General features: G+C 66.9%; 22 protein-coding genes and 1 pseudogene. 9 read left to right on the top strand and 14 right to left on the bottom strand.

From position 1 onward, the window contains the following. Positions 1 to 18 precede the first annotated feature (18 nt). Positions 19 to 780, top strand: a pseudogene (locus tag OG203_RS38750) (slipin family protein); the annotation flags it as partial. A 711-nt stretch (positions 781 to 1,491) separates the two neighbouring features. Here the strand turns inward: OG203_RS38750 and OG203_RS38755 are convergent. Then, positions 1,492 to 1,872 (bottom strand): hypothetical protein, encoded by a 381-nt coding sequence (locus tag OG203_RS38755; protein WP_405162165.1) that lies wholly within the window; start codon positions 1,870 to 1,872, stop codon positions 1,492 to 1,494. Between the two features lie 429 nt (positions 1,873 to 2,301). On the opposite strand from OG203_RS38755, the gene OG203_RS38760 reads away from it, so the two are divergent. Together OG203_RS38760 and OG203_RS38765 are read left to right on the top strand one after the other, a co-directional pair. Beyond that, entirely contained in the window at positions 2,302 to 2,634 is a 333-nt protein-coding gene (locus OG203_RS38760; protein ID WP_405162166.1) for a hypothetical protein, read from the top strand. Positions 2,635 to 2,650: 16 nt separating this feature from the next. Beyond that, complete coding sequence (locus tag OG203_RS38765) at positions 2,651 to 4,084, top strand: RNB domain-containing ribonuclease (RefSeq protein WP_405162167.1); 1,434 nt, start codon at positions 2,651 to 2,653, stop codon at positions 4,082 to 4,084. A gap of 106 nt (positions 4,085 to 4,190) precedes the next feature. Here OG203_RS38765 and OG203_RS38770 read toward each other — a convergent pair whose 3' ends face one another. From OG203_RS38770 to OG203_RS38795, 6 genes are all read right to left on the bottom strand, one after another. After that, positions 4,191 to 5,072, bottom strand: a complete 882-nt coding sequence (locus OG203_RS38770) for a CHAD domain-containing protein (protein ID WP_405162168.1) — start codon at positions 5,070 to 5,072, stop codon at positions 4,191 to 4,193. Between the two features lie 2 nt (positions 5,073 to 5,074). Next, a complete protein-coding gene (gene pip, locus OG203_RS38775; RefSeq protein ID WP_405162169.1) occupies positions 5,075 to 6,037 on the bottom strand; it encodes a prolyl aminopeptidase in 963 nt (320 codons plus the stop codon). Positions 6,038 to 6,051: 14 nt separating this feature from the next. Continuing rightward, positions 6,052 to 6,510, bottom strand: coding sequence for a hypothetical protein (locus OG203_RS38780; RefSeq protein WP_405162170.1), 459 nt, complete (start codon positions 6,508 to 6,510; stop codon positions 6,052 to 6,054). A gap of 130 nt (positions 6,511 to 6,640) precedes the next feature. Next, the gene (locus tag OG203_RS38785) at positions 6,641 to 7,501 is read right to left on the bottom strand and encodes a phosphotransferase (RefSeq protein WP_405162171.1); all 861 of its coding nucleotides are present in this window, start codon (positions 7,499 to 7,501) and stop codon (positions 6,641 to 6,643) included. 31 nt (positions 7,502 to 7,532) lie between these two features. Next, the gene (panB, locus tag OG203_RS38790) at positions 7,533 to 8,390 is read right to left on the bottom strand and encodes a 3-methyl-2-oxobutanoate hydroxymethyltransferase (RefSeq protein ID WP_405162172.1); all 858 of its coding nucleotides are present in this window, start codon (positions 8,388 to 8,390) and stop codon (positions 7,533 to 7,535) included. A 142-nt stretch (positions 8,391 to 8,532) separates the two neighbouring features. Further along, a complete protein-coding gene (locus OG203_RS38795; protein ID WP_405162173.1) occupies positions 8,533 to 9,489 on the bottom strand; it encodes a glycosyl hydrolase family 32 in 957 nt (318 codons plus the stop codon). A 315-nt stretch (positions 9,490 to 9,804) separates the two neighbouring features. On the opposite strand from OG203_RS38795, the gene OG203_RS38800 reads away from it, so the two are divergent. The 3 genes from OG203_RS38800 to OG203_RS38810 all read left to right on the top strand — a co-directional run bounded on the left by OG203_RS38800 (position 9,805) and on the right by OG203_RS38810 (position 15,863). After that, entirely contained in the window at positions 9,805 to 11,337 is a 1,533-nt protein-coding gene (locus OG203_RS38800) for an alpha/beta hydrolase (RefSeq protein WP_405162174.1), read from the top strand. 95 nt (positions 11,338 to 11,432) lie between these two features. Beyond that, the gene (locus OG203_RS38805; protein ID WP_405162175.1) at positions 11,433 to 12,773 is read left to right on the top strand and encodes a glutamine synthetase family protein; all 1,341 of its coding nucleotides are present in this window, start codon (positions 11,433 to 11,435) and stop codon (positions 12,771 to 12,773) included. 78 nt (positions 12,774 to 12,851) lie between these two features. After that, a complete protein-coding gene (locus OG203_RS38810; RefSeq protein ID WP_405162176.1) occupies positions 12,852 to 15,863 on the top strand; it encodes a bifunctional [glutamine synthetase] adenylyltransferase/[glutamine synthetase]-adenylyl-L-tyrosine phosphorylase in 3,012 nt (1,003 codons plus the stop codon). Positions 15,864 to 16,064: 201 nt separating this feature from the next. Here the strand turns inward: OG203_RS38810 and OG203_RS38815 are convergent, their stop codons facing one another. Next, the gene (locus tag OG203_RS38815; RefSeq protein WP_405162177.1) at positions 16,065 to 16,418 is read right to left on the bottom strand and encodes a winged helix-turn-helix transcriptional regulator; all 354 of its coding nucleotides are present in this window, start codon (positions 16,416 to 16,418) and stop codon (positions 16,065 to 16,067) included. A 113-nt stretch (positions 16,419 to 16,531) separates the two neighbouring features. On the opposite strand from OG203_RS38815, the gene OG203_RS38820 reads away from it, so the two are divergent. Further along, positions 16,532 to 16,858 carry a hypothetical protein gene (locus OG203_RS38820; protein WP_405162178.1) on the top strand — a complete coding sequence of 109 codons (327 nt, stop codon included), beginning with the start codon at positions 16,532 to 16,534 and terminating at the stop codon, positions 16,856 to 16,858. 10 nt (positions 16,859 to 16,868) lie between these two features. Continuing rightward, a complete protein-coding gene (locus OG203_RS38825) occupies positions 16,869 to 17,510 on the top strand; it encodes a cysteine hydrolase (protein ID WP_405162179.1) in 642 nt (213 codons plus the stop codon). Between the two features lie 68 nt (positions 17,511 to 17,578). Here OG203_RS38825 and OG203_RS38830 read toward each other — a convergent pair whose 3' ends face one another. Together OG203_RS38830 and OG203_RS38835 are read right to left on the bottom strand one after the other, a co-directional pair. Then, positions 17,579 to 17,857 carry a hypothetical protein gene (locus OG203_RS38830; RefSeq protein WP_405162180.1) on the bottom strand — a complete coding sequence of 93 codons (279 nt, stop codon included), beginning with the start codon at positions 17,855 to 17,857 and terminating at the stop codon, positions 17,579 to 17,581. Positions 17,858 to 17,982: 125 nt separating this feature from the next. Beyond that, entirely contained in the window at positions 17,983 to 18,219 is a 237-nt protein-coding gene (locus OG203_RS38835) for a hypothetical protein (RefSeq protein ID WP_405162181.1), read from the bottom strand. Between the two features lie 157 nt (positions 18,220 to 18,376). Between OG203_RS38835 and OG203_RS38840 the strand changes: the two genes are divergently transcribed. Further along, complete coding sequence (locus tag OG203_RS38840; protein ID WP_405162182.1) at positions 18,377 to 19,321, top strand: endonuclease/exonuclease/phosphatase family protein; 945 nt, start codon at positions 18,377 to 18,379, stop codon at positions 19,319 to 19,321. A gap of 148 nt (positions 19,322 to 19,469) precedes the next feature. Here the strand turns inward: OG203_RS38840 and OG203_RS38845 are convergent, their stop codons facing one another. From OG203_RS38845 to OG203_RS38860, 4 genes are read right to left on the bottom strand one after another with little or no spacing between them, the layout of a single operon-like run. Then, on the bottom strand, positions 19,470 to 19,922 hold the full coding sequence (locus tag OG203_RS38845; RefSeq protein ID WP_405162183.1) for a 6,7-dimethyl-8-ribityllumazine synthase: 453 nt from the start codon (positions 19,920 to 19,922) through the stop codon (positions 19,470 to 19,472). A 9-nt stretch (positions 19,923 to 19,931) separates the two neighbouring features. Further along, positions 19,932 to 20,897 (bottom strand): alpha/beta hydrolase, encoded by a 966-nt coding sequence (locus OG203_RS38850; RefSeq protein ID WP_405162184.1) that lies wholly within the window; start codon positions 20,895 to 20,897, stop codon positions 19,932 to 19,934. Next, entirely contained in the window at positions 20,894 to 22,270 is a 1,377-nt protein-coding gene (locus tag OG203_RS38855; RefSeq protein WP_405162185.1) for a M20/M25/M40 family metallo-hydrolase, read from the bottom strand. Before OG203_RS38855 ends, OG203_RS38850 begins: the two co-directional genes overlap by 4 nt. Further along, positions 22,267 to 23,937 carry a CocE/NonD family hydrolase gene (locus OG203_RS38860; protein ID WP_405162186.1) on the bottom strand — a complete coding sequence of 557 codons (1,671 nt, stop codon included), beginning with the start codon at positions 23,935 to 23,937 and terminating at the stop codon, positions 22,267 to 22,269. Before OG203_RS38860 ends, OG203_RS38855 begins: the two co-directional genes overlap by 4 nt. Positions 23,938 to 24,060 lie beyond the last annotated feature (123 nt).

A 24,060-nucleotide genomic window follows, 5' to 3' on the forward strand; every position in this document is an offset into this window, starting at 1 on the left:
CGCGATTCGGGGCCAGGCATGGACGTTCTCGCTGTTCTCGGCAGCATTCTCGGGGCGGGTGTGGTTATCGGCGGCGTGTTCACGGCCGCGAGCATGCGGGTGGTCACGCAGTACGAGAGGGGGCTGATCTTCCGCTTCGGGCGGGTGGTCGCGACGCGAGATCCCGGGCTGCGCATGGTGATTCCGTTCGTCGACCGGATGCGCAAGGTGTCGACGCAGATCGTCACCATGCCGGTGCCAGCGCAGGAGGGCATCACGCGCGACAACGTGACGGTGCGGGTGGACGCCGTCGTGTACTTCCGGGTGTTCGACCCGGTGCTCGCGGTGGTGGAGGTGCAGAACTATCTGTTCGCCGTCGGGCAGGTCGCGCAGACGTCGCTGCGCTCGATCATCGGCAAGAGCGATCTGGACAGCCTGTTGTCCAATCGTGAGCAACTGAACAAGGGCCTGGAACTCATGATCGACAGCCCGGCGCTCGGGTGGGGCGTGCACATCGACCGGGTGGAGATCAAGGATGTGGCACTGCCGGATTCGCTGAAGCGCTCGATGTCGCGCCAGGCCGAGGCGGAACGCGAACGCCGCGCCAGGGTGATCTCCGCCGAGGGTGAGCTGCAGGCCTCGAAAATGCTGGCGCAGGCGGGCGCGCAGATGTCGGAATCGCCCGCCGCGCTGCAGCTGCGGCTGCTGGAAACCGTCGTTCAGGTTGCGGCGGAGAAGAATTCGACGCTGGTGCTGCCGTTCCCGGTCGAACTGCTTCGCTTCCTCGAGCGCAGCACGCCGCAGGCGCCGACCAATTCGCAAGCGCCGCAACGATCGACGGCAACGGTGGAGCGGTCCGACGAGCCTGCGGCGGTTGCCGAGCAGCCTGGTGCGGTTGCCGAGGAATCTGCGGCGGTCGCTGAACACCCTGCGGCGCTTGTCGAACGGCTTGCAGCGGCTGCCGGAGAACCTGCGTCGGTTGCCGAACACCCTGCGTCGGTTGCCGAACACCCTGCGTCGGTTGCCGAACACCCTGCGTCGGTTGCCGAACACCCTGGGGCGGTCGCTGAACACCCTGGGGCGGTCGCTGAACACCCTGGGGCGGTTGCCGAACGCCCTGCGGCGGTTGCCGAACGCCCTGCGGCGGTTGCCGAACGCCCTGCGGCGGTTGCCGAACACCCTGCGGCAGTCGCCGAACACCCTGCGGCAGTCGCCGAACAGCCCGACGAGCCCGCGGCGATACCCGCGAGCCCGGAGCGACGGCAGCTCGATGCGCCGGACGAATCGCCGACGGCGCAGGGAAACAACACGCGCACGTAACACAACCGGCGTATACCGATACGGGTACAGTGACGCCGTTTTCGGCGTCGTACGACCCGCACCGGCAGTACAACGTAAGGACCGGACCGATGTCCGTGCTCATCCCCGTCATCGCCATCATCAGCATGATCACGATCGGTTACCTGCTCAAGTATCTGCCCGACTACCTGCCGTGGCTGAAGCAGTGACAGCTCAGCACATCATCTTGGACATCTGGTAGACGGCCTTCGCCTCCTCGGGGGTCGCGTCGGTCTTGCCGGACGCCCGCTTGGTGACGCTCTTGACGGTGTCGTCCTCGGACTTGTTCGCCTTGATCTCCTTGCAGGTGTCGCTGAGGATGGTGGCGATCTTCGTATCGTCCTTGCCGTCGGCGAGTTTCGGGAACGCGCTGCGGAAGCTGACGACGAACGCGCCTGCCTTCACGTTGTCGACTACTTGCGCGTCGCCGCTCGACTGCGCCGCGGGAGCTGAGGAGGAGGGGGCCGCACTGCTCGACTTGTCGTCGCCGCAGCCGGTGAGCAATAGGGCACAGAGGGTCGCGCTGGCCGCGAGAGCGGCGGTAGTTCTGATCACGGAGCGGGATGCTAGCGGTCCGGGACCAAAGTCGCCTCCCGTCAGGTGAACGGGAGGCGACAGGTTGTGGCAGAAGACTTGTGGGTCAGACCGGCGCGATGACGAAGACCTGGGCCCAATACGCTGCCTGGTCTGCCCCGATCAGCGGCACCAGGTAGTCGAACAGAATCGATGACATAGCTGTGGAACTCCCAATTGTCGACGTACAGGACATTTCGGAATGTGCTGGCAAAGTGTGACACCCGCTACGGCGGCCCACGTTAGCAGCCACGTCGGAGGCATGCTGGCGTGGTGAACTCGCCGGGCGTATGCGCCGGTAACTAGCCGGACCGTGATCGACGTCATAAAGTAGTGCGCGTTGGCACGGCCCGTTGCGTGGCCGCAACGAGCCCTTCACACTTCGAATGCGGGAAAGCAGGTCTCAACTCTATGCGGATTGTTCGCTCACTGGTCGCCGGCGCGTTGATCGCCGGGGCTGCTTCGGTTTTCGCCATGATGGGTGCTGGCGCCGCCAGTGCCGTAGCGGTGACGCCGCTGCCAGGTGGGGTGCAGGTCGATCTCAGCCCGGCTGACACGGCCTGGGTCGCCCAGAACCATTTCGGACAGACCCTCGGTGGTCTTCCTCATCCTTCGGCGGCTTCGTTCGGTGAAGCGTTGGACGCGGCGGCCGCGGTGTCGGCTGCGGTCCCGGGCGGACATGTCACCTTCACTGTGTACGGGCCGCTCGATTCGTTGAACGGCACCATGCTGGCGCTGCAGTAGGTCTGGCACTGACAGCGTGGAATTGCATCAACGGATCGTCTCGGCGCCGGTAGATTTCGGCGCCATTCGTTCCGAATTCGGCCTGGCCTCGGCGTATCCCGCCGAGGCCAGCACGGAAGCCCGCGACGCGTCCGACGCGTTCGCGGGCGACCGGGCCGATCGCACCGACATCCCGTTCGTGACGATCGACCCGCCGGGGGCCATGGATCTGGACCAGGCCCTCCATCTCGAGCGCACCGGCACCGGCTTCCTGCTGCACTACGCCATCGCCGACGTCGGTGCCGTGATCGATCCGCACGGCGCGCTCGCCAAAGAGTCGGGCGCCAGGGGGCAAACCTTCTATCTACCCGACGGCACCGTGCCGCTGCACCCGCCGGTGCTGTCGGAAGGCACCGCGAGCCTGCTGCCCGAGCAGTCGAGGCCGGTCGCGCTGTGGACCATCGAACTCGACGAAAAGGCTGAGCCGCAACGGTTTTCGGTAGAGCGGGCGATGGTGCGTTCGCGCGCCAGGCTCGACTATGCCGGCGTGCAGGCCGATGCCGACGCCGGACGACTGCACCCTTCGATCGCGGCCCTGCCGGAATTCGGCACGCGGCGCATCGAAGTCGGGTTGTTGCGCGGTGCGATCGGGTTGCGACTGCCCGCGCAGAGCATTGTGCGCGATGGTAACTCGGACGGTCATTGGCGGCTGATCGTCGAGCCGCGGACCGCCGCCGACGACTGGAACGAGCAGGTTTCGTTGCTGACCGGGATGTGCGCGGCGCGCATCATGATCGACGCGGGCGCGCCCGCATTGCTGCGCACGATGCCGCCGCCCGCCGAGTCGGCGATAGCGTCCATGCATCGCACGGCGGCCGCGTTGGGGGTCGACTGGGCCGAGGGTCTGTCGGTCGGTCAGATGCTGGCCGGGTTGGATCCGAATACGCCTGCCGCGCTTGTGCTCATGTCGGAGGCGACGAGTCTGTTGCGTGGGGCGTCCTACACGGTGGTGAACGGGGACACCACGGCCGCCACGCCGGAAAGCTTGCAGCACAGCGCGATCCGTGCACCCTACGCGCACGTCACGGCACCGCTGCGGCGGCTGACCGACCGGTTCAGCACCGAGATCTGTTTGGCCCGCTGCGCGGGAACCGAAGTGCCGCAATGGGTTACCGACGGTCTGGCGGACACGGCCGACAGCATGCGCCGCAGCGACGCGATCGCGGGCAAGGTGGAACGCGCCTGCATCGACCTCACCGAGTCCACGTTGCTCGCCGAACGAGCCGGTACCGAGTTCGACGCGGTGGTCGTGCGCGAGGCCAACGGCAACCGGCCGGCGGAGATCTTCATCGCCGACCCGCCCGTCCTCGGCCCGTGCGTCGGCGAACCGCCGGAGGGTGCGGCCGTCCGGGTGCGCCTGGTCTCCGCCGACCCCACCACCCGCAAGATCAGCTTCGCCTACCCCGCCTGACCAGGTACGTGCCCCTGACGGTGACAGCCGCACCCAGACTTGGGAGCCGCACCCGGAATAGGGGCCTAAAGGCGGTGCGGATTCGGAGTCTGGGTGCGGCTGTGGGCTAGTCGGCGGACAACGCTGCTGCGGCGTCGGGGTAGCGGGTTAGGGCTTGGCGGGCGGCGGTGTCTTCGGCGCCGGCGAGGATTCGGTAGAGGGCCGTGTTCTCGCCTGCGGCGCCGGCGTCGGCGGCTATGCCGTAGATGGCGTGTTGGGATTCGACGGCGTCGCGGTGGTCGCCTAGGACGGTTTGCAGGCGTTTGGCAAGGGTGCCCAGGTCGGTGGCGTCGGTGCCGAGGACGGGTTCGGCGGCTTCGCAGGAGTAGCGTAATCGCTTGGCGCTCTTGCGGATATCGTGTAGCAGCTCGACGCGGTCGGTCGGGGTGACGGTGGTTTCCTGCTCGATCAGGCGCTGCACGCGTTCGCGGTCGCGTTCCAGGACGACGTTGAAGAATTCCGCGGCGGGGAGCTCGGCGCGGGAGGAACGCAGCGGCGGTTCGATGCGCCACTTGGTGAGTTCGCCGCGCAACTCGCGGTAGCGCACGCTGTCCAAGGCCAGCAGTACGTCGGCGTGCGCGGTGGAGTACTTGGTGTTCTCGGCGGTGACCAGCCGGGCGGTCACCAGCTCGAGGTCGGCCTCCGAATGATCGGACTGCTGGCCGTGTTTGGTCAGCAGCGTCTCGAAACGTTCGGCGCGCACCTCGGCGTCGCGCGCGACGCCGAGCACACCGGCCAGCCACTTGAGCTCATCGCCCATCGTCGCGGCCGGTGTCCGTTCGAACAATCCGCGATAGGACCGAAGCACGCTGCGCAGCCTGCGGGTGGCCACGCGCATCTGATGGACCGAATCCGGTTCATCCGCGCGGACTTCGGGTTCAGCGGCCAGCAGCCGGTCCACGTTGTCGCTGAGTGCCGCGACGATGGCCTTGCCCGCTGTGGCCGTCATGGTTATCCCGCCTTCGCGAATCTATCGGTGGCTTCGATCAAATGATGCGTGATGCCGGGCTCGTAGGAGGCATGTCCGGCGTCTTCGACGATATGTAGTTCCGAACCGGGCAACGCCTGGTGCAGATCCCAGGCGCTCACCGTCGGGCAGACGATGTCGTGGCGCCCCTGCACGATGACCGTGGGAATGTGCGCGATGGCGTCGATGTCGCGCAGCAGCTGGCCCTCATCGAGGAAGGCGCGGTTGCGGAAATAGTGGTTCTCGATCCGAGCGAAGGCGAGCGCGAACCGGGGATCGGCGGATTCGGCCACCCGATCCGGGTGCGGCAGCAGCCAACTCGTCGCACCCTCCCAGGTGGACCAGGCGACGGCGGCCGCGAGCGCGACCTGCTCGTCGGGGGAGTGCAGCAGCCGGTGATAGACCTCGACCAGGTCCTCGCCGCGCTCGGACTCCGGCACCGGGGCGAGGAACTTCGCCCACTCATCGGGGTACACGTAGCCGGCGGCGCCGTTGTAGTACCAGTCGATTTCCTTGCGGCGCAACAGGAAGATGCCGCGCAACACCAGCTCGGTCACCCGGTCCGGGTGCGTCTCGGCGTAGGCGAGCGCGAGCGTTGAACCCCACGAGCCGCCGAACACCTGCCAGCGGTCGATGCCGAGATGGGTACGCAATGCCTCGATATCGGCGATCAGATGCTGGGTGGTGTTGGTCGCCAGGCTGGGGTCGTCGGCCAGGTGCGGGGTGGAGAGTCCGCAACCGCGCTGATCGAGCAGCACGATCCGGTAGGCCGCCGGATCGAAGAACCGCCGCTGGGTCGGCGAGGTGCCGCCGCCGGGGCCGCCGTGCAGAAAGACCACGGGCTTGCCATCGGGGTTGCCGCTGACCTCCCAGTACATCGACTGGCCGTCGCCGACATCGAGCTTGCCGGAGTCGTACGCCTCGATCTCGGGGTACAACGTCCGCATCTGCGCGCCGCCCATCAGAACGCGAGGCCGGAGGCCAGGTCGGGCAGTTCCAGTGCCTCGATCGCCTGCTGGTGCACGTCGGGGCAGCTCTTGGTGGTGAGCCGGTCGACGATCGGCTTGTCGGCAAGCACCGCGCCGTTGATGCCGCCGTTGCGCAGCGCCCACTCGTGCACCAGCGCGTTGAGCCCGATCTTGCCGAGCGTCGGGCCCTGCACCCGCCAGTTCGACAGCTCCGGCTTGATCATGTCGCAGAGCTGAGCGGACGCGGCGTCGGAGATGTTGGGCGGGGTGCCAGGCTTGTTCGTGCCCGCGGTGCCACCCGGCTTGGTTGTCGCTGTCGCGGACCCCGTCGTCGAGCTCGAACTCCCGGTCGGAGCCGGGTTCGACTCGCTTCCACATGCGGTCAGTGCTGCGGCGGCGAAAACGCCCGCCAGCAGCAGGGTGCTGCGTGAAATCCAACGGCTGTGCGGCATCAGTACCTCTGCTCTTTTATCGCGAATGTCCGCATCGAGTCTGCCATTGTTTCGCTGGTGCGGCCCAGACTGTGCGCTACCGGACCCGTCCCCAATGCGCCGTCGCGTGCGCCATCCGCGCCGGTCGTGGCTATCGGAACGTCGTGCGCAGCTCGTCGAGCAGTGCGTCGACGAAACGGGCGAATCGGGGGATCGAGGTGTCGATCGTGCGCCAGGGGTTGAGGGCGATCAAGGGGGCGAGGCGTTCGGCGAGGGCGATCTCCGCGTCGGAGACCGGCTCGGTGTGCTGCCAGTGCGCGAAGTAGTCGGCGCGGCGCGGGTTGTGCAGGATGCGATGGGAGAGGAACGGGTGGGTGATCACCGCGTCGCCCCAGTCGAAGAGGCGACCGGTGCCGGGGGTGGCTCCGGCGAAGACGTTGTCGGGGTGGACATCGTTGTGTTCGAGAGTGATCCTGCCGTATTCGGCCAGTTCGGCGGCGGCCTCCTCGATGCGGTGGCCGAGCCCGGGGATGCGCGGCTCGAAGTGCCGGTAGATCGTGCCGAGCCGAGCGGGCGGGAGGTAGGGGGTGCCGGTGGCGACCAGGTCATCGAGGTGCGTGGCGAGGGACTGCTGGAGGTCGGCGTAGGAGCCGAGCAGGCCGGACCATTCGGCGTCGGTATCGCGCGCGGTGTCGCCGCCGTGCGGGCTCAGCAGCCAGCCGTGATCCGGTTGCACCGCAAGGGGTTCCAGCACACTGCCGGGATGCAGGCGGGCCAGGAGTTGGAGCAGCGGGCCCTCGTGGGCGAACGCTCGGGCATTGGCTTTCGCCCAGATCGGGCCCGACTCGGTCGGAATGCGGACGATCAACGACCAGGCGCGGCGACGGGTTTCCGTTGGGGCGCCGGTTATTTCGATCTCCTGTGCCTTGAGCACGCCCGCGGCCCAGTCGATCAGTGGCTCGGCCGGTTGGCCGAGCAGTGCGGCAGGCGCATGCACTGCTCGGCCGGTCATCGTTACTCCGCTGCGTCGATCTAGAGCGTGTCTAGAAGCTGTGTTCGGGCCCGGGGTAGGTGCCCCGGCGTACCTCATCAGCGTATGCCGCCGCGGCGGTCCGCAGTTCATCACCGACATTGCCGAACCGCTTGACGAACTTGGCCGTCTTGCCGCTGGTGTAACCGGCCATGTCCTGCCAGACCAGCACCTGAGCGTCGGTCTCCGCGCCGGCGCCGATGCCGACGGTCGGAATGGTCAGCTTGCCGGTGACCTGCGCGGCCAGTTCGGCCGGAACCATCTCCATGACGACCGAGAACGCGCCCGCCTCCTGCACCGCGATGGCGTCGGCGATGAGCTGCTCGGCGGCATCGCCGCGACCCTGCACGCGGAACCCGCCGAGGGTGTTGACGCTCTGCGGGGTGAACCCGATGTGCGCCATCACGGGAATGCCCGCCGAGGTGATCAGCGCGATCTGCTCGGCGACCCGCTCGCCGCCCTCGAACTTCACCGCGTGTGCCTGACCCTCCTTCATGAATCGGGTCGCGGTGGCCAGCGCCTGCTGCGGCGAGGACTCGTAGGTGCCGAACGGCAGGTCGGCGACCACCAGCGCGTGCGGTGCGCCGCGGACGACGCCGCGGACCAGCGGGACGAGTTCTTCCACGGTGATCGGCACCGTGGTGTCGTAGCCGTAGACCACGTTGGCCGCGGAGTCGCCGACAAGCAGCACCGGGATGCCCGCTTCTTCGAACAGTCGGGCGGAGGAGTAGTCGTAGGCGGTGAGCATGGCCCAGCGCTCACCGTCGGCCTTCATCTGCTGCAGGTGATGCACCCTGGTCTTGCGCGCGGCCTTCTTGGGCTCGGTGGGTGCGGCACCGTAGGCAGGGGTTTCCGAATCGGATACGGACATCATCGTCCCTTTCGTCTGGTGTCTCCTCGGGGCCCAACCGGGTCCCCGGGTTCGTCTGACGAATTCCAGTGTGCCAGCTGTCACCGGGCCGCATTAAGGGCCGCGACCGGTGCAATTGGTCACATCAGGGCGATGACCGTTGTCAGTTCGCTTCGGAGTACCAGACCAACGGCGCGATAGAGACGCCACCCTGGTTGTCGCCCGCCGAGCTGACCCAGTAGTGGTTGCGGTCGTCGATCACCTCTGCGGCGTGCGCGTCGATCTGACCGGCGCGGTCGGCCGGGTCGAAATGGAGTGGGTCGCTGCTGAAGAAGGCGGTGGTGCCGACGTAGCCGGGGCGCGGGCCGATGAACAGGTACCAGTACTCGCCGTGTTGGACGACGAACGGTGATTCGGTGTTGCCGCCGCTTTTGCCGGAGGTCGGGTCGGTGTACGCCACGCCGCCTACTTGCCAGTGCCGCAGGTCGTTGCTGGTGCGGTAGGCGACGACATGATTTCCGCCGGACGCGGGCCTGGTCGCCGTGTAATACATGACCCATTGATTACCGACGCGAGTCACCATCGGGTCGCGTGCGTCGTAGCCGTCGGTGAACAGTGAGCCACTCGGTTCGCGTTCCCAGTGATAAAGGTCTTTCGAGGTGGCGAGATTGATCGCGGACTTACTGCCGTCCGGTCCTGCCGCGTAGAACATGTAATAGGTGTCGTCGGCGAAAACAATGTGCGGCGCCCACAGGTGGCTCTCGCCGTAGGCGGGATCGGCGTGCAGGGCGGGCATTTGCTTCAGCCACGGCCCGTGCAGGCTCGGCGCGACGGCGTGCGCGAACACGACCTCGGTCGCGGGATCGGCGGGCTCGACGTGGGTGATGCCGAACATGTGCCAGGTGTTGGTCGGTTTGTGGAAGACGAAGGTGTGGTCGTTGATGTACCACTGCCCCAACAGATTTGTGGTCGGGTCATAGATCTTGGTGAACTCCCCGGCCTTCACGTGTTCCGGCGCGGCCGCCCTGCTCGCTTCGCCGGGCGTTGCGGTCGCCGCGGGCGGCAGCACGCCGAGGACGAGCACAGCCGTTACCGCACAAAGGATCCGGTACGCGCGCAAGAAAGTGCACCTTCCGATAGGCGATAGGGAAATCGCCGGAAGATTAGCGTGCCGGGTCGCAAAAGGACAAAACGGTTGAAATGTAAGCAAAGAATTCCATCCACGGAGTAGTCCGCAACGAATACTTGCCGTCTACACAAAGAATCAAATCCATTTCACATTCGATCCGCTCGCCGCAGTGACGCTCCTGGCGTCCGTTAAGAGCACCCCTCTTGCGTCGAGTCGTTGTCACGATCCGCACCCGTGCGGAGGGTGGTCGGGGGCTCTGACCGGTGCGTTGTCCGCGCCGAGCCGTCGAGCTGCCACTATCAGTGGATGGCTTTGGTTCGGAGTGGGCGCGGCGCGCTGATGGTCGCGGTGCTGGCGTTGGTGGCGGCGGGGTGCACGGTCAATGGTCATCCGACGGGGCCGATGCCCGCGTCGCCTGCCGCGTTGACGAAGTTCTACACACAGAACGTCCAGTGGGGCACCTGCACCGGGTACGGCTCGCAGGACGACCGATTCGCCCCCAACGCGCAATGCGCGCGGATCACCGTGCCGGTCGATTACGCCGCACCGGACGGCCCGACCGCGCAGATCGCCGTCTCCCGGATCAAGGCGACCGGCAATCGCATCGGCTCGCTGCTGATGAACCCCGGCGGCCCAGGCGAATCGGGTCTGACCATGTCGGCGCTCGGCAACAAGACACCGCTGGCCGACCGCTTCGACCGGGTCGGCTTCGACCCGCGCGGCGTCGGCTCCTCGACCCCGGCCATCGTCTGCGAGACCGCGCAGGAGCAGGACGCCGAGCGCGCCGAACCGCAGAAGGACAACTCGCCCGAGGGCATCGCCGCGGCGGAGAAAGAGAATCTCCAGTACGCGGACCGCTGCGCCGAGCACACCGGCAAGGAGTTCCTCGCCAACGTCGGCACCCGCGAGGTGGTGCAGGACATGGACGTGATGCGCGCGGCGCTCGGCGATTCGAAGCTCAGCTACCTGGGTTACTCGTACGGCACCAAGATCGGTTCGGCGTACGCCGAGAAGTTCCCCGACCACGTGCGCGCCCTGGTATTGGACGGCGCCGTCGACTCCTCGCAGGATCCGGTGCAGGAGTCGCTGCGCCAGGCGGAGGGCTTCCAGAACGTGTTCGATGCCTACGCGGCGGCCTGCACCAGCAAACCGGACTGCCCGCTCGGCACCGACAAGACGCAGACGGTGCAGCGGTTCCGCGCGCTGGTCAATCCGTTGTGGGACAAGCCGGTACCGACCACCGACCCGCGTGGCCTGAACTACAGCGACGCGCTGACCGGCGTGCGTCAGGCCCTCTACACCAACGATCTGTGGCCCGTGCTCACCCTCGGCCTGTCCGAACTGCGCGACGGCCGCGGCGACACCCTGCTGCAACTGGCCGACCTGTACGACGGCCGCCGCGACGACGGCACCTACAACAACACCACCGACGCGTTCAATGCCATTCGCTGCGTGGATGATCCGCGCATCAGCGACCGCGCGATCACCGGCAAGCAGGACGCCGAATACCGCAAGGCGGCACCGTTTCTCGATGACGGTCGCGGCACCGGCGCGGCCCCGCTCGACCAGTGCACGGTCTGGCCGGTGCCGAATACCAGTGAGCCGCACCGGATCACGGTGACCGGGTTGCCGAAGGTGGTGGTCGTGTCGACCACCGACGACCCGGCGACGCCGTACCAGGCTGGCGTTGACCTGGCGTCGCAGCTAGGCGCGTCGCTGTTGACCTACAAGGGCAACCGGCACACGATCGCGCTCTCGGGTGGATCGTCGTGCGTCGACCAGGCGGTGATCGACTACCTGGTCGACCTTACCGATCCGAAGCCGGGCCTCACCTGCTGACCGACCGGGCGGTGATGTCATTTTCGTACAACAAGCACAACACACTCAGCGTGTACGTAACACGGATTTAACGCCGGGTGCTTACTCTCGCGGACATGGATCGCCAGAAGGAATTCGTGCTGCGGACGCTCGAAGAGCGGGATATCCGCTTCGTGCGTCTCTGGTTCACCGACGTGTTGGGTTACCTGAAGTCCGTCGCCATCGCTCCCGCCGAGCTAGAGGGCGCTTTCGAGGAGGGCATCGGCTTCGACGGCTCGGCCATCGAGGGCTTCGCGCGGGTGTCGGAGGCCGACATGGTCGCCCGGCCGGATCCGTCGACCTTCCAGGTGTTGCCCTGGGCAACGAGCAAGGGCCACCAGCACTCCGCGCGGATGTTCTGCGACATCACCATGCCCGACGGCTCGCCGTCCTGGGCCGACCCGAGGCACGTGCTGCGCCGCCAGCTGAACAAGGCCGCCGACGTCGGCTTCAGCTGCTACGTGCACCCGGAGATCGAGTTCTTCCTGCTGGAGAACGGCCCGGTGGACGGCTCGCAGCCGGTCCCGGCCGACTCGGGTGGGTTCTTCGACCAGGCCGTGCACGATTCGGCGCCCAACTTCCGCCGCCACGCGATCGACGCGCTGGAGTCGATGGGCATCTCGGTCGAGTTCAGCCACCACGAGGGCGCGCCAGGCCAGCAGGAGATCGACCTGCGCTACGCCGACGCGCTGTCCATGGCCGACAACGTGATGACCTTCCGCTACCTGATCAAGGAAGTCGGCATCGACGAGGGCGTGCGCGCGACGTTCATGCCCAAGCCGTTCGCCCAGTACCCGGGCTCGGCGATGCACACGCACATGAGCCTGTTCGAGGGCGAGGCGAACGCATTCCACGATCCGGACGACCCGATCAACCTGTCGAGCACCGCGCGCGCCTTCATCGCGGGCATCCTGGAGCACGCGCCGGAGATCAGCGCGATCACCAACCAGTGGGTCAACTCCTACAAGCGGCTCATCCACGGCGGCGAGGCGCCGACCGCGGCCTCGTGGGGCCGGTCGAACCGTTCCGCGCTGGTGCGGGTGCCGATGTACACGCCGAACAAGTCCTCCTCGCGCCGCGTCGAGATCCGCAGCCCAGATTCGGCCTGCAACCCCTACCTGACCTTCGCCGTGCTGCTCGCGGCCGGTCTGCGCGGCATCGAGAAGGGCTACACGCTGCCGCCGGAGGCCGAGGACGACGTGTGGTCGCTGACCGTCGCCGAGCGGCGCGCGATGGGCTTCCGTGAGCTGCCAGGCACGCTGGACGAGGCGCTGCAGGCGATGGAGCGGTCCGAACTGGTCGCCGAGACGCTCGGTGAGCACGTGTTCGACTTCTTCCTGCGCAACAAGCGCCGGGAGTGGGCGGACTACCGCAGCCAGGTGACACCGTACGAATTGAAGGAATACCTCGGTCTGTAGAGAAAGGTGTGTTTCTGCAACCGAACGTATGTCCAGGTACGGGCGAGTCGTTAGCTTCGACCATGTAATTTGAGACCTATGGTCCGCCCGCCCACTGCCCGCTCCGCGGTCCCCGGCGTCGGTCGGCTCGGACTCCTCGAGCCCTCCGCCGCAGCCTCGTTGCACGAATTGGGCTGGGACAACGTCGAAAGTATCCCCGTGCTGTGGGCGCTCTCGCGCGCGCCCGACGCCGACCTGGCGCTGAACACGTTGATCAAACTGCGGGAGCGGCTGGAAAACGATTGGGCCGCACTGGATTCGGCGATTCGCGCGGAAACGGCGTTGCGCGGCAGGCTGTTCGCGCTGCTCGGCTCGTCCAGCGCGTTCGCCGATCACCTGGTGGTTGACCCGGCGGCCTGGGAGATCTTGCGCCGCAAGGAGTTGCCGTCGCGCGAGGAGTTGATCGCCGACCTGCTCGACGCGGTGCACGCGGTGCCGGAGGAGGGGCCCAACGCGGGTCCGCTGCTGTTCCGTGCCGGTGCGTCCGGCCCCGAGGTGGTCGCGCTGCTGCGTAAGCGGTATCGCGATCAGCTGATGCTGCTCGCCGCCCTCGACCTCGCCGCCACCGTCGAGAACGAACCGGTACTGGCGTACCAGGTTGTCGGCCGTCATCTGACCGACCTCGCCGACGCCGCGCTGACCGCTGCGCTGTCGGTGGCGGTGGCGCGGGTCTGCAAGGACGGCCCGGTGCCGGTGCGGCTCGGGGTGATCGCGATGGGCAAGAGCGGCGCGTGCGAGCTGAACTACGTCAGCGATGTCGACGTGGTGTTCGTCGCCGAGCCCGCCGACGCCACCGCGACGCGGCTGGCGGCCGAGATGATGAGCGTCGCCAGCGCGGCCTATTTCGAGGTCGACGCGGCGCTGCGGCCGGAGGGCAAGGCGGGCGCGCTGGTGCGCACGCTGGATTCGCATGTCGCGTACTACAAGCGGTGGGCGCGGACCTGGGAGTTCCAGGCGCTGTTGAAGAACCGGCCGATGACCGGTGACCTGGAGCTCGGCGCGCAGTACCGGGACGCGCTGATGCCGATGGTGTGGACCGCCTCCGAGCGACCCGACTTCGTCGCCGACGTGCAGGCGATGCGGCGCCGGGTGGAAGACCTGGTCCCCGCCGACATGCGCGAGCGAGAGCTGAAATTGGGGCACGGTAGCCTGCGTGACGTCGAATTCGCCGTCCAGCTCTTGCAATTGGTGCACGGTCGAGTAGACGGGTCGTTGCACGTGCAGGGCACCGTCGAGGCGCTGACCGCGTTGGCTGCCGGCGGTTACATCGGCCGCGACGATGCCGCGAATCTCACTGCGTCCTATGAGTTCTTGCGGTTGCTCGAACACCGCCTGCAGCTGCAGCGGTTGCGGCGCACGCACACGTTGCCCGCCTCGGACGACGAGGAGGGCATGCGCTGGCTGGCCCGCGCCGCGCACATCCGGCCCGACGGCAGGCAGGACGCGGTCGGCGTGCTCGGCAACGAAATCCGCCGAAATGCCGTGCGGGTGCGGCGATTACACGCCAAGCTGTTCTATCGTCCGCTGCTCGAATCGGTGGTCAAGCTGGAGCCCGACGCGCTGCGGCTCAGCCCCGACGCGGCCGTCCGGCAGTTGGCCGCGCTGGGCTACCAGGCTCCCGAACACGCCCTCGGCCACCTCAAGGCGCTCACCGGCGGAGTGTCGCGCAAGGGCCGCATCCAGGCGCTGCTACTGCCGACCCTGCTCGAATGGCTCGGCGACACACCGAATCCCGACGCTGGCCTGCTCGCCTACCGACGGGTGTCGGAGGGGCTCGACGACCAGATCTGGTTCCTGCGCGAACTACGCGACGAAGGCGCGATCGCGCAGCGGCTGATGATCGTGCTCGGCTCCTCGGAGTACCTGCCCGACCTGCTGATCAACGCGCCCGACACCATCCGCATGTACGCCGACGGGCCGGGTGGGCCGCTGCTGCTGAGTCCGCAGCCGGAAGACGTTGCGCGCGGGATCATGCGGGCTGCTGGGCGCTATGACGATCCGAAACGCGCTGTGGCGGCGGCACGTTCGCTGCGCAGACACGAGCTGGCCCGCGTCGCCTCCGCGGATCTGCTCGGGATGCTCGAGGTCAAACAGGTCTGCCGTGCGCTGTCCTCGGTGTGGGTCGCGGTGCTGGAAGCCTCACTCGCGGCGGTGATTCGGGCCAGCGAGGCCGAAATGGGTGCGCCCGCACCCGCCGATTTCGCGGTGATCGGTATGGGCAGGCTCGGCGGGCTCGAGCTCGGCTATGGATCCGATGCCGATGTTCTGTTCGTCTGTGATCCGCGGCAGGGTGAGGACGAGACCAAGGCCGTGAAGTGGGCGATCAACGTCGCGGACAAGGTGCAGAAGTTGCTCGGCGCGCCGAGTACCGATCCGCCGCTGCTGGTGGATGCCGGGCTGCGGCCCGAGGGGCGCAACGGTGCGCTGGTTCGCACCCTGGCGGCCTATGCGGCGTACTACCAGCAGTGGGCGCAGCCGTGGGAGGTGCAGGCGCTGCTGCGGGCTCATCAGGTCGCGGGCGATCAGCAGCTCGGTCTGCGGTTCCTGCACGTCATCGATAAGGTGCGCTATCCAGAGGGTGGTGTGTCGAGCGAGGCGGTGCGTGAGATCCGGCGGATCAAGGCTCGTATCGATGCCGAGCGACTGCCGCGTAACGCGAATCCCGCCACTCACACGAAGCTCGGTCGTGGTGGTCTTGCCGATATCGAGTGGACGGTGCAGCTGATGCAGTTGCGGTACGCGCACGACGTTATCGGGTTGCACAACACCTCAACGTTGGAGTCGCTCAACGTTATCGAGGAGACCAAGCTTCTCGATGCCGCCGATGTGGCGTTGCTGCGGGACGCGTGGTTGACCGCGACGAGGGCACGTAATGCGTTGGTGTTGGTGCGGGGCAAGCCTGCTGACCAGCTGCCTGGGCCGGGCCGACTGCTATCCGCTGTCGCGCGCGTTGCGGGGTGGCCGAACGACGACGGTAGTGAGTTCCTTGACCACTATATGCGCGTGACACGGCGGGCAAAAGCGGTGGTGGAGAGGGTCTTCGGGCAGTAAGGCGGGTGCACCCGGCATCAGCTCGCTGCGTGTACGCGCCGACGAGCGGATCATCGAATTGTTCGCCGAAGTCGCACACCGCTAATGCGTGCTGCGGCACTCCCTTTTATTCCCGCACATCGACTCGCCGCACTGACACCCGTGCGGATGGCAGAGGCGTGCGGCTGCGGTGGAACTGCGGCAGGGTTTCCGGACGCAGCATTAGTTCGAGATCGACGGTGCGGGCTCGATGAGCAAACCTGTTCGCTCAGCACGCTTTTCGCCCCACTCGTAGAGCGCGGTCAGGGCTGGGACGAGGCTCCAGCCCTCGTCGGTGAGGTCGTATTCGACCTGTGGTGGCACGGTGTCGAAGACTGTGCGGCGCACCAGTCCGTCCGCTTCCAGCTCGCGCAACTGTTGAACGAGCATCTTCTCGCTGGTCGACGGCATCGCCCGGCGCAGCTCGCCATAGCGCCGCACACCCTCTTTGAGGTGCGCGAGGATGACCGGCTTCCATTTGCCGCCGATGAGGTCGACGGTCACCTCCACCGCGCAGTGGTAGCGCTTCTCGACCATCGCTCGCCTCCGGGGTACTCACTAAAAAGTGCGTTCTTGTAACACTGTAATCATCGCGATTCCATGGACGGGAGTACCGCGTTCCCTACCGCAGACATGGAGTTCGAATCCCTATGAAGGTCATCGTTTTCGACCGTTTCAAGCCTGGCGTGACCTTGGAAACCATCAACCCGTACCTGCCCGAGGAGGTCGCCAATGTATGGCGGCTGTGGAAGGCAGGCATCGTGCGGGAGAACTACGCGCGCGCCGACGAGCCGGGCGTGGTGATCGTGTTCGAGGTGGACAGCGTCGAGGCGGCGCAGAACTACGTCGCCGACTTCCCGCTCACCAAGGCCGGTTACCTGGAGTGGACCTACGTCCCGGTGCAGGCCCCGCTGCCGCTGGAGGCGCTGATGGATCCGAAGGTCGACGTCGCCGAGCCCTACGACCGGACCAAGTGAGGCCCCTCCCATGCGCAACGCCTTCGGCCTCAACATTCCGCAAACCGTCGCGGACGCTTGCGATCCCACGCGGATGGCGGTGTTGATCTACGACATGCAGGTCGGCATCGTCGGTCAGATCCCGGACGGCGACAAGATCGTGACAGCGTGCGTGCGGCTACGAGATGCCGCGCGGGCCAATGGGTTCCGAGTCTTCTACACCCGGCACATGTCACTGCCGATCGCCGTGTCCGGTGTCGCGCAGCTGCGTACCGCCATGCAGTGGCAGCGCGTGGATGACCCGAAAGAGTTGCGCACCAGCTTCCCTCAGGGTTCGCCGCAATACCAGCTCGTTCCGGAGCTGACGCCCAACTCGGACGAGGTGGTCTTCGACAAGATCACCATGTCCGCCTTCGCGGCGACCCCGCTCGATATCGCGTTGCGCGACTGCGGGATCGACTCCTACGCGATCGCGGGTATCGCTATGGAGGTCGGGATCGAGCCCACTGTCCGGCACAGCCTCGACCTCGCGTACCTGCCGATCATGGTCACCGACGCGTGCGGTGCCGGACATCCGATGGCGGCGCAAAGGTCGTACGCCACTTTGGAATTCGCGGGTGGATCGCTGATGACCGACACCGCCACCCTGATCGATCTGATGTCCCGGCCCTGACTCCCTGGCGCACAGGCACCCCACGCGGATCTGTTGTGGGGACGAGGGATGTGCCTGTGCGCTAGGGATTACCCGGCGGTGAGTTCCTGGAAGCGGTCGACGAATTCACGAATCGCAAGGCGATCTTCGTCGATTTCGGGTCGGTGGCCGTGCTCGACGGTCACCGTCACCACGCTGCCCACGCGCAGTCGCAGCACGTCCAAGCAGGTCGGCAGCAAGGGTGCGTGCACACTGCGTCCATTGCTGCTGACGGTGATTCGTGAGGTGTACCCGAGAAGTACCGCGACGAGATCTTCGGCGCTCTCGCTGGTGAGCGGACCCGCGACGCGGAACTCTTCAACGTACATCCGGCCTCCTCCCAACGCTTGCGATCCAGTTTAGGTGGCGTCATGATCGACGGCACCTGGTGGCGGGCCGCTCTCGGCTCAGTCCGGCAGGGCTGCTGAGCTCGCGGCGCTGGCGATAAATCGGCCTATTTGAGCCAGCCGTTTGCTCGGGCGGCGCCTGCCGCTGCTTTCTCGGCCTCGTTGGCAACGATGCGTTTGTGTGCCAGAGACGAAACTTCCTCGTGCTGGCTATCGGCCTCCAGGTCGTCCGATGTGTCCGGTTCCGTAGATTCGTCCGGCTGGGCGCAGGTGCCATAGTGCGCAAGCGCCTTGGCGCAGGCTTCGGCAGCGAGCGCGGTCGTTTTGGCGTTGACCAACCGCACGAGGGATATTCGGGCCCACGAGCGTCTCGGATAGACAAACTCGACACCCGCTATTCAGAGCCCCTGGCATCGGTGCGGTCTGCCGATCGGGCGTGGTCGCCCGGGAACTCCACGGTCGGCGCACATCCTCTCCATATCTGCCACATAGGGTCGTGGCATGCCTGAATGGTTGGAGCGAGTGGTGCTCGGGGTGGGATGGTGTGCGCTGGCGGCGGGAGTCGCCGGGGTCGTGCTGCATTTCGGGGCGTGGCGGCATCGGACGCTGGTTTTGGCCCAGTCGGGGGCGTCGTATCTGATGATCGGTGCGCTGATCGGGCTGATGATCTTCCTGATCGCGCGCGGTTGGCGCAGTGCGGGGGTGGCCGCGGTGCTGGTGGGGGTGGTGCTGTGGACGTTGGTGCCCACCTTCGTGCCGAAGGGGCGGGCGGCCAGCGGGCCCGAGGTGATGGTGATGCAGTCGAATCTGCTGTTCGGGCAGGCGGACGTCGACGCGGTGGTGCGGGCGGTGCGGGACAATCGCATCGATGTGCTGACCGTCGACGAGCTGACGAAGTCCGCCGTCGACCGGCTCGCGGCAGCGAAACTCGATGTGCTGCTGCCGTATTCGTACCTGCAACCGACGGCCGAGGGAGGTGGCGGCACCGGCATCTACAGCCGATACCCGTTGCGCGACACCAAGAAATACGACGGCTTCATCCTGAACCAGGTCTCCGCGACGATGGACCATCCCGAGCGCGGACCGATCACGGTATTCGCCTTCCACCCGATCCCGCCCCCGTTCAACTTCTCCGACTGGCTCGTGGAAATGCCGAGAATCCGCGAAATCCTCGACGCCCAACAGGGTCCCGCGATCGTCGGCGCGGACTTCAACGCGACGCGCGACCACGCGGCCTTTCGCGAACTGCTGCACGGCCGCTTCGCCACCGCGGCCGACCAGGTGGGCGCCGGACTACTGCCGACCTTCCCGAACGACCGGGCCTGGGGCCCGATCATCGGCATCGACCACATCCTGCTCGCCGATGCCACGGCGCAGGAGGTGCGCACGCTCAGCATCCCTGGCTCCGATCACCGCGCGCTGATCGCCAGGGTGCGGTTGAATTGAGCGCACGCCGATGTGGCACTACCCACGACCGGGATGTGAACGCCGGCCCTCAGCTAGGAGGCAAGAACCCACCGAGAGCCGGGCCCGCGCGGGCTTGCTGGTAGGAACCGTCGGCGTTCAGACCGGAGAGGACGTCAAAAGTAAAGTGCTACACCGGCAGTGAGCGCAGGGAGTTGAGCGTTGTCGCCAGCGCGCGGGCGGCCTCGGCTCCCTTGGTTACGAAATGCTCGGTGAAGTACGTGACGTGCTCGCTGTGCTCGTGGAAGTGGTGCGGTGTGAGCACGACCGAGAACACCGGCACATCGGTGTCCAGCTGCACCCGCATCAGGCCGTCGATCACCGCGGACGCGACGAAATCGTGCCGGTAGATGCCGCCGTCCACGACCAGCGCCGCCGCGACGACCGCCGCGTATTTACCGGAACGGGCGAGACGCTTGGCGTGCAGCGGGATCTCGAACGCACCAGGCACGTCGAAGACCTCGACGGTAGCCGGGTCGTAGCCGAGATCGGCGTACTCGGCGGTGAAGCCCTCGTAGGCCTTGCCGACGATGGAGCTGTGCCAGCTGGCGCGAATGAACGCGACGGATCCGGTGGTTCCCATCCCCGAATCTTACTTGCCGGTAACGTGGGTTTCCAGCCAGTCCAGCACGTCCCCGAGCACCTTGTCCTGCTCGGGTTCGTTGAAGATCTCGTGGTAGAGGCCCTCGTAGCGGATCGCGGTCAGATCTTTCGAGCCCGCGCGCTTCTCGATGAGGTCTGTGCTGGAGGGGCCGGCGAGGACGTCGGCGGTGCCGTGCAGCACAAGCACCGGGACGGTGAGCTTGGCCAGTCTGCCCTTGACGAGGATGGTCGTGTTGAGAATCTCGGTGGCGGTGCGGGCCGGGAGCTTGCCGCGGTACACGAGTGGGTCGTTGTCGTAGGCGCGGACCACCGCGGGGTCGCGGCTGATATGCGACGAATCCAGTTGGATCACACCGAGATTCGGGGTGAGCCTGGTGAGCAGCGGAGCGAGTGCGCGTTGTACGGCGTTACCCGCCGAGATGTCGAGCGGCGGTGCGGAGAGCACGATGCCGGTGACATCGATCGGCGCGCGGGTGGCCAGGTGCAGCACGATGAGGCTGCCCATCGAATGGCCGATCAGGAAGCGGGGCACGCCGGGGTGTTCGCGGGTCGCGATGTCGAGCATGGCGGCCACGTTGTCGGCGGCACCGTCCATCGAGCCGATATTGGCCTTGCCGCCCGCGGATTTGCCGTGGCCGATGTGGTCGAGCGCGTAGACGGCGAAGTCGGCGGCGGCGAGGCGCTGGCCGACATGGGTGTAGCGGCCGGAGTGTTCGGCGACGCCGTGCACGAGGACGATGACGGCGCGGGCGGGGGAGTCGGGAAGCCATGCGCGCCAGGCGATTCCGCTGCCGGTGCCGTCGAATTGACCGGTTCGGGTGGTGATCTGTGTCGCGGTCGGCGCATGGTCGCCGGTCCCTGGTTCGGCGCCTGGTTGCTGCCTGGCATCGTCGCTGGATTCGGCATCGGTCGCGTGCGGCTCAGCGTTTCCGGTCGCCTCGGGCTCGGCGGTCATGCATCGGCTCCTGACGTCTGCGGCACGGTGTTCGGCGACTGCGCGAACTGCGCGATCAGCCGCCGGTTGAACTCGATGAGTCGAGCGTAGTTGAGACGGGAGAGGCGCTCGTCGGTTCCGTGGATCGAGGCCAGATCGCGTTCGCGCAGCACAATTGGGGCGAAGTTGCAGCGGGTGCCCGCGAGGTCGTGGTAGTGCCGCGAGTCGGTGGCGCCGGGGACGATGCCGGTGGTGACGACGACGCCGGGCACCATGGCTCGCGCGATATCCGCGACCATCTCGAACGCCGGGCCGGGTTGGGTATGTACCGTCGGCTCGGAGGCCAAGCCCTCCGCCTCGATCCGAACACCGTTGTCGCGCACCACCTTCCGGCAGTGGTCCAGCACCGACTGCACCGAATCACCGGGCAGGATGCGGAAATTGACCGACGCCTCGGCGTGCTGCGGGAGCACGTTCGCCTTCACACCGCCCCGAATCACCGTGGGGGCGGTGGTGGTTCGCACCATCGCCTCGGTCTGCGGGCGCAGCGCCATCACCCGGGTGATCAGCGGTGCGGCGATTCCGGCGATACCGAGCAGGTGGCGGCGCGACGCGGGCATCGCCTGACGCAGCCGGGCCAGCATGTCGGCGGTCACCGGCGTCATCCGCAGCGGCATCGGATGATCCTGAATGCGACTCACCGCGCGGGCGATCCGGCCGACCGCGGTCTGCTTGCCAGGCATGGACGAATGCCCGCCAACCTCGGTGACCGACAGTTGTACAGTCGCATAACCTTTTTCGCCGAGCATGATGTTGGCGACCGGCTGTTCGACACCGTCGGCGACGCCATCGGTGATCATGCCGCCCTCGTCGAGCAGCAGTTCCGCGTGCACGTCGAGCTGGCGCAGGCGGTCGGCCATGTGCACCGCACCCCGGTCGCCGAACACCTCCTCGTCGTGTCCGAAGGCCAGAAAGATGGTGTGCCGCGGGCGAATTCCGTCGGCGAGGGCCGCCTCGACCGCCTCCAGGATCGCCAGCACCCGGCTCTTGTCGTCGATCGCGCCACGGCCCCAGATGAATTCGTCGTCGACCACGCCCGCGAAGGGCGGATGGGTCCAGCGCTGCGGGTCGTCGACCGGCACCACGTCCTGATGCGCGAGCAGGATCGCGGCGACCCCCGCCGGCTCGACGCCTGGCCACCGGTAGAGCCTGCTGTGCCCGTATCGCTCCAACTCGAGCTCGGCGTGCACCAGCGGGAAGGATTGCTCGAGGTGTGCGGAGAGCTGTGCGAAAGCCGGGTCGTCGACCTCATCCGGATTGTCGGTGGACACGGTGGCGCAGCGCAATGCCGCGGCAAGGCGCTCGGCGGTGCGGTCGTCGACCGGTTCGGTCATCGGTCACCGGTGCGGTTCGGCAAATTCATGGGCACTGTTGCATTGTTCAGCATGGCGGGGTCGACCGGTATGGTCTTTTCGTTTCGCCACTTCGTGATGCCCTCCGTGAGTCCGCCGGGAAGGTCAGCGGGGTGGACTGTGGTCAGCATCGGGAGTTCGAGGTGCGCCTCGGTGACGGTGACCGGGGCGAAGGCGGGCGAGTGCGACCAGACGTCGTCGACGACGTCGGTTACCCGCACGCCGATCCGGTGCCCTGCCGGGATGGGCCAATCCTGGGCAAGCAGGCGGACGTCGGCGGTGCCGTCGCCGACGGGGGCGATGCCGCGGGTGATGACGGTGGCCTGTTGGTCCGGTGCGATGTCGTAGAGCTCCACGGCGACCGTGGCATTCGGGGGTCCGTTCATCTTCAGTGACGCGGACGGCAGGCCGGACAGGTGCTGGTCCTTGGCCAAAGGTTCGGAGACGGACCAGAATTCGCGATCGGGTCCGGGCAGCAGGCCGCGGTCGGTGTAGCCGCCGGGGCGCAGCTCGACCGGCACGCGGGTGGAATCGGCAGGCGGCCAAGAGGTTTCGGCACGCCAATGGCCGTCGAACTGGCCCACCGTGATGCGCGCACCTGGCACCTGGACATCGCGGTCCGCTACGTGCTTGTCGAAGAAGGCGAGCAGTTCGGTGTCGAAATTCGGTGTGTCGCACTTGTCGTGGCAGGTGCGGTGACCCCACTGGCCGAACCATGCCTTGTGCTCGCCGGGGCCGAGACCGTTCCACATGTCGAACACGCGGTAGGGGCGGGTGTTGTAGTCGACGAAGCCTTGGCCGAGGAACAGCGGAATCGTGTTGCCGCGCAACCGGGGAACGAGGTCGCGGTCACGCCAGAAGGCGGAGTTGCCGTCGTGGTTGGTCATGTCGGTGAGATACTGCTGATAGCACTGGATCGGCAATTGCGCTGCGTTGGCCTGGTATTCGGGTGAATCGTCCGGGCGGCCCGGGGTCGACGCGATCAGCAAGTGCTCTATTCCCGCCAAATCGGCTGGGCGCACACCGTTCTCGGTGATCGGCTTGCCGGAGAACTTCCACGAGATGCCCTGCATGTACAGGTACGAATACGGGTCGAGCACCGGCTCGAACGCCGCGACAGCCGCCAGGCCCTTCGGCTTGGTCGCCAGCCCCATCAGGCCGGTCCATGCCTCGTAGGAGACCCCGAACATGCCAACCTTGCCGGTCGACCACGGCTGGCTCGCCGCCCACTCCACCGCGGTCGCGACATCCGATCGTTCACCGGGCCCGCCGAAATCCGGGCACCCGGACGAGCCGCCGAACCCGCGCAGATCGACGATGACATAGGTGTAACCAGCCCGCAGGAACATATCCGCCTGCAGGTTGTCCGTGGAGGGCCCGCCACTCAGCCGCGGCTCGCTCAAATAGGCCAGGTGAGCGCGATACGGGCTGACCGTGAGAACCACCGGAGTGCGCACGTCATCGGCGACACCCTCCGGCCGCACGATATCCGCGTGCAAGCGAGTGCCGTCCGGCGCATCGATGAACGCCTGCCTCCACTGAAACGGCACCCCAAGCGGCTCCGCCGTCGCCGTCACCGGCGTAACCACAGCCAGCAGAAGCAGCAGCCCACACAGCACCCGCAACAAGACGGTTCGTTCACTCACCATAGGACTATCGAGTGTGCCCCGACGACCGTCCAGCCCCCGGAACCGGGGTGGTCAGTTCCGACCGCCCGGTGCCGCGTCGGCAGCGGGCATCGGGCTGCTGGGCGGAGAGTGCCGTTGGGAGTC

It is taken from the genome of Nocardia sp. NBC_01499 (assembly GCF_045040275.1).
Taxonomy (GTDB): domain Bacteria; phylum Actinomycetota; class Actinomycetes; order Mycobacteriales; family Mycobacteriaceae; genus Nocardia.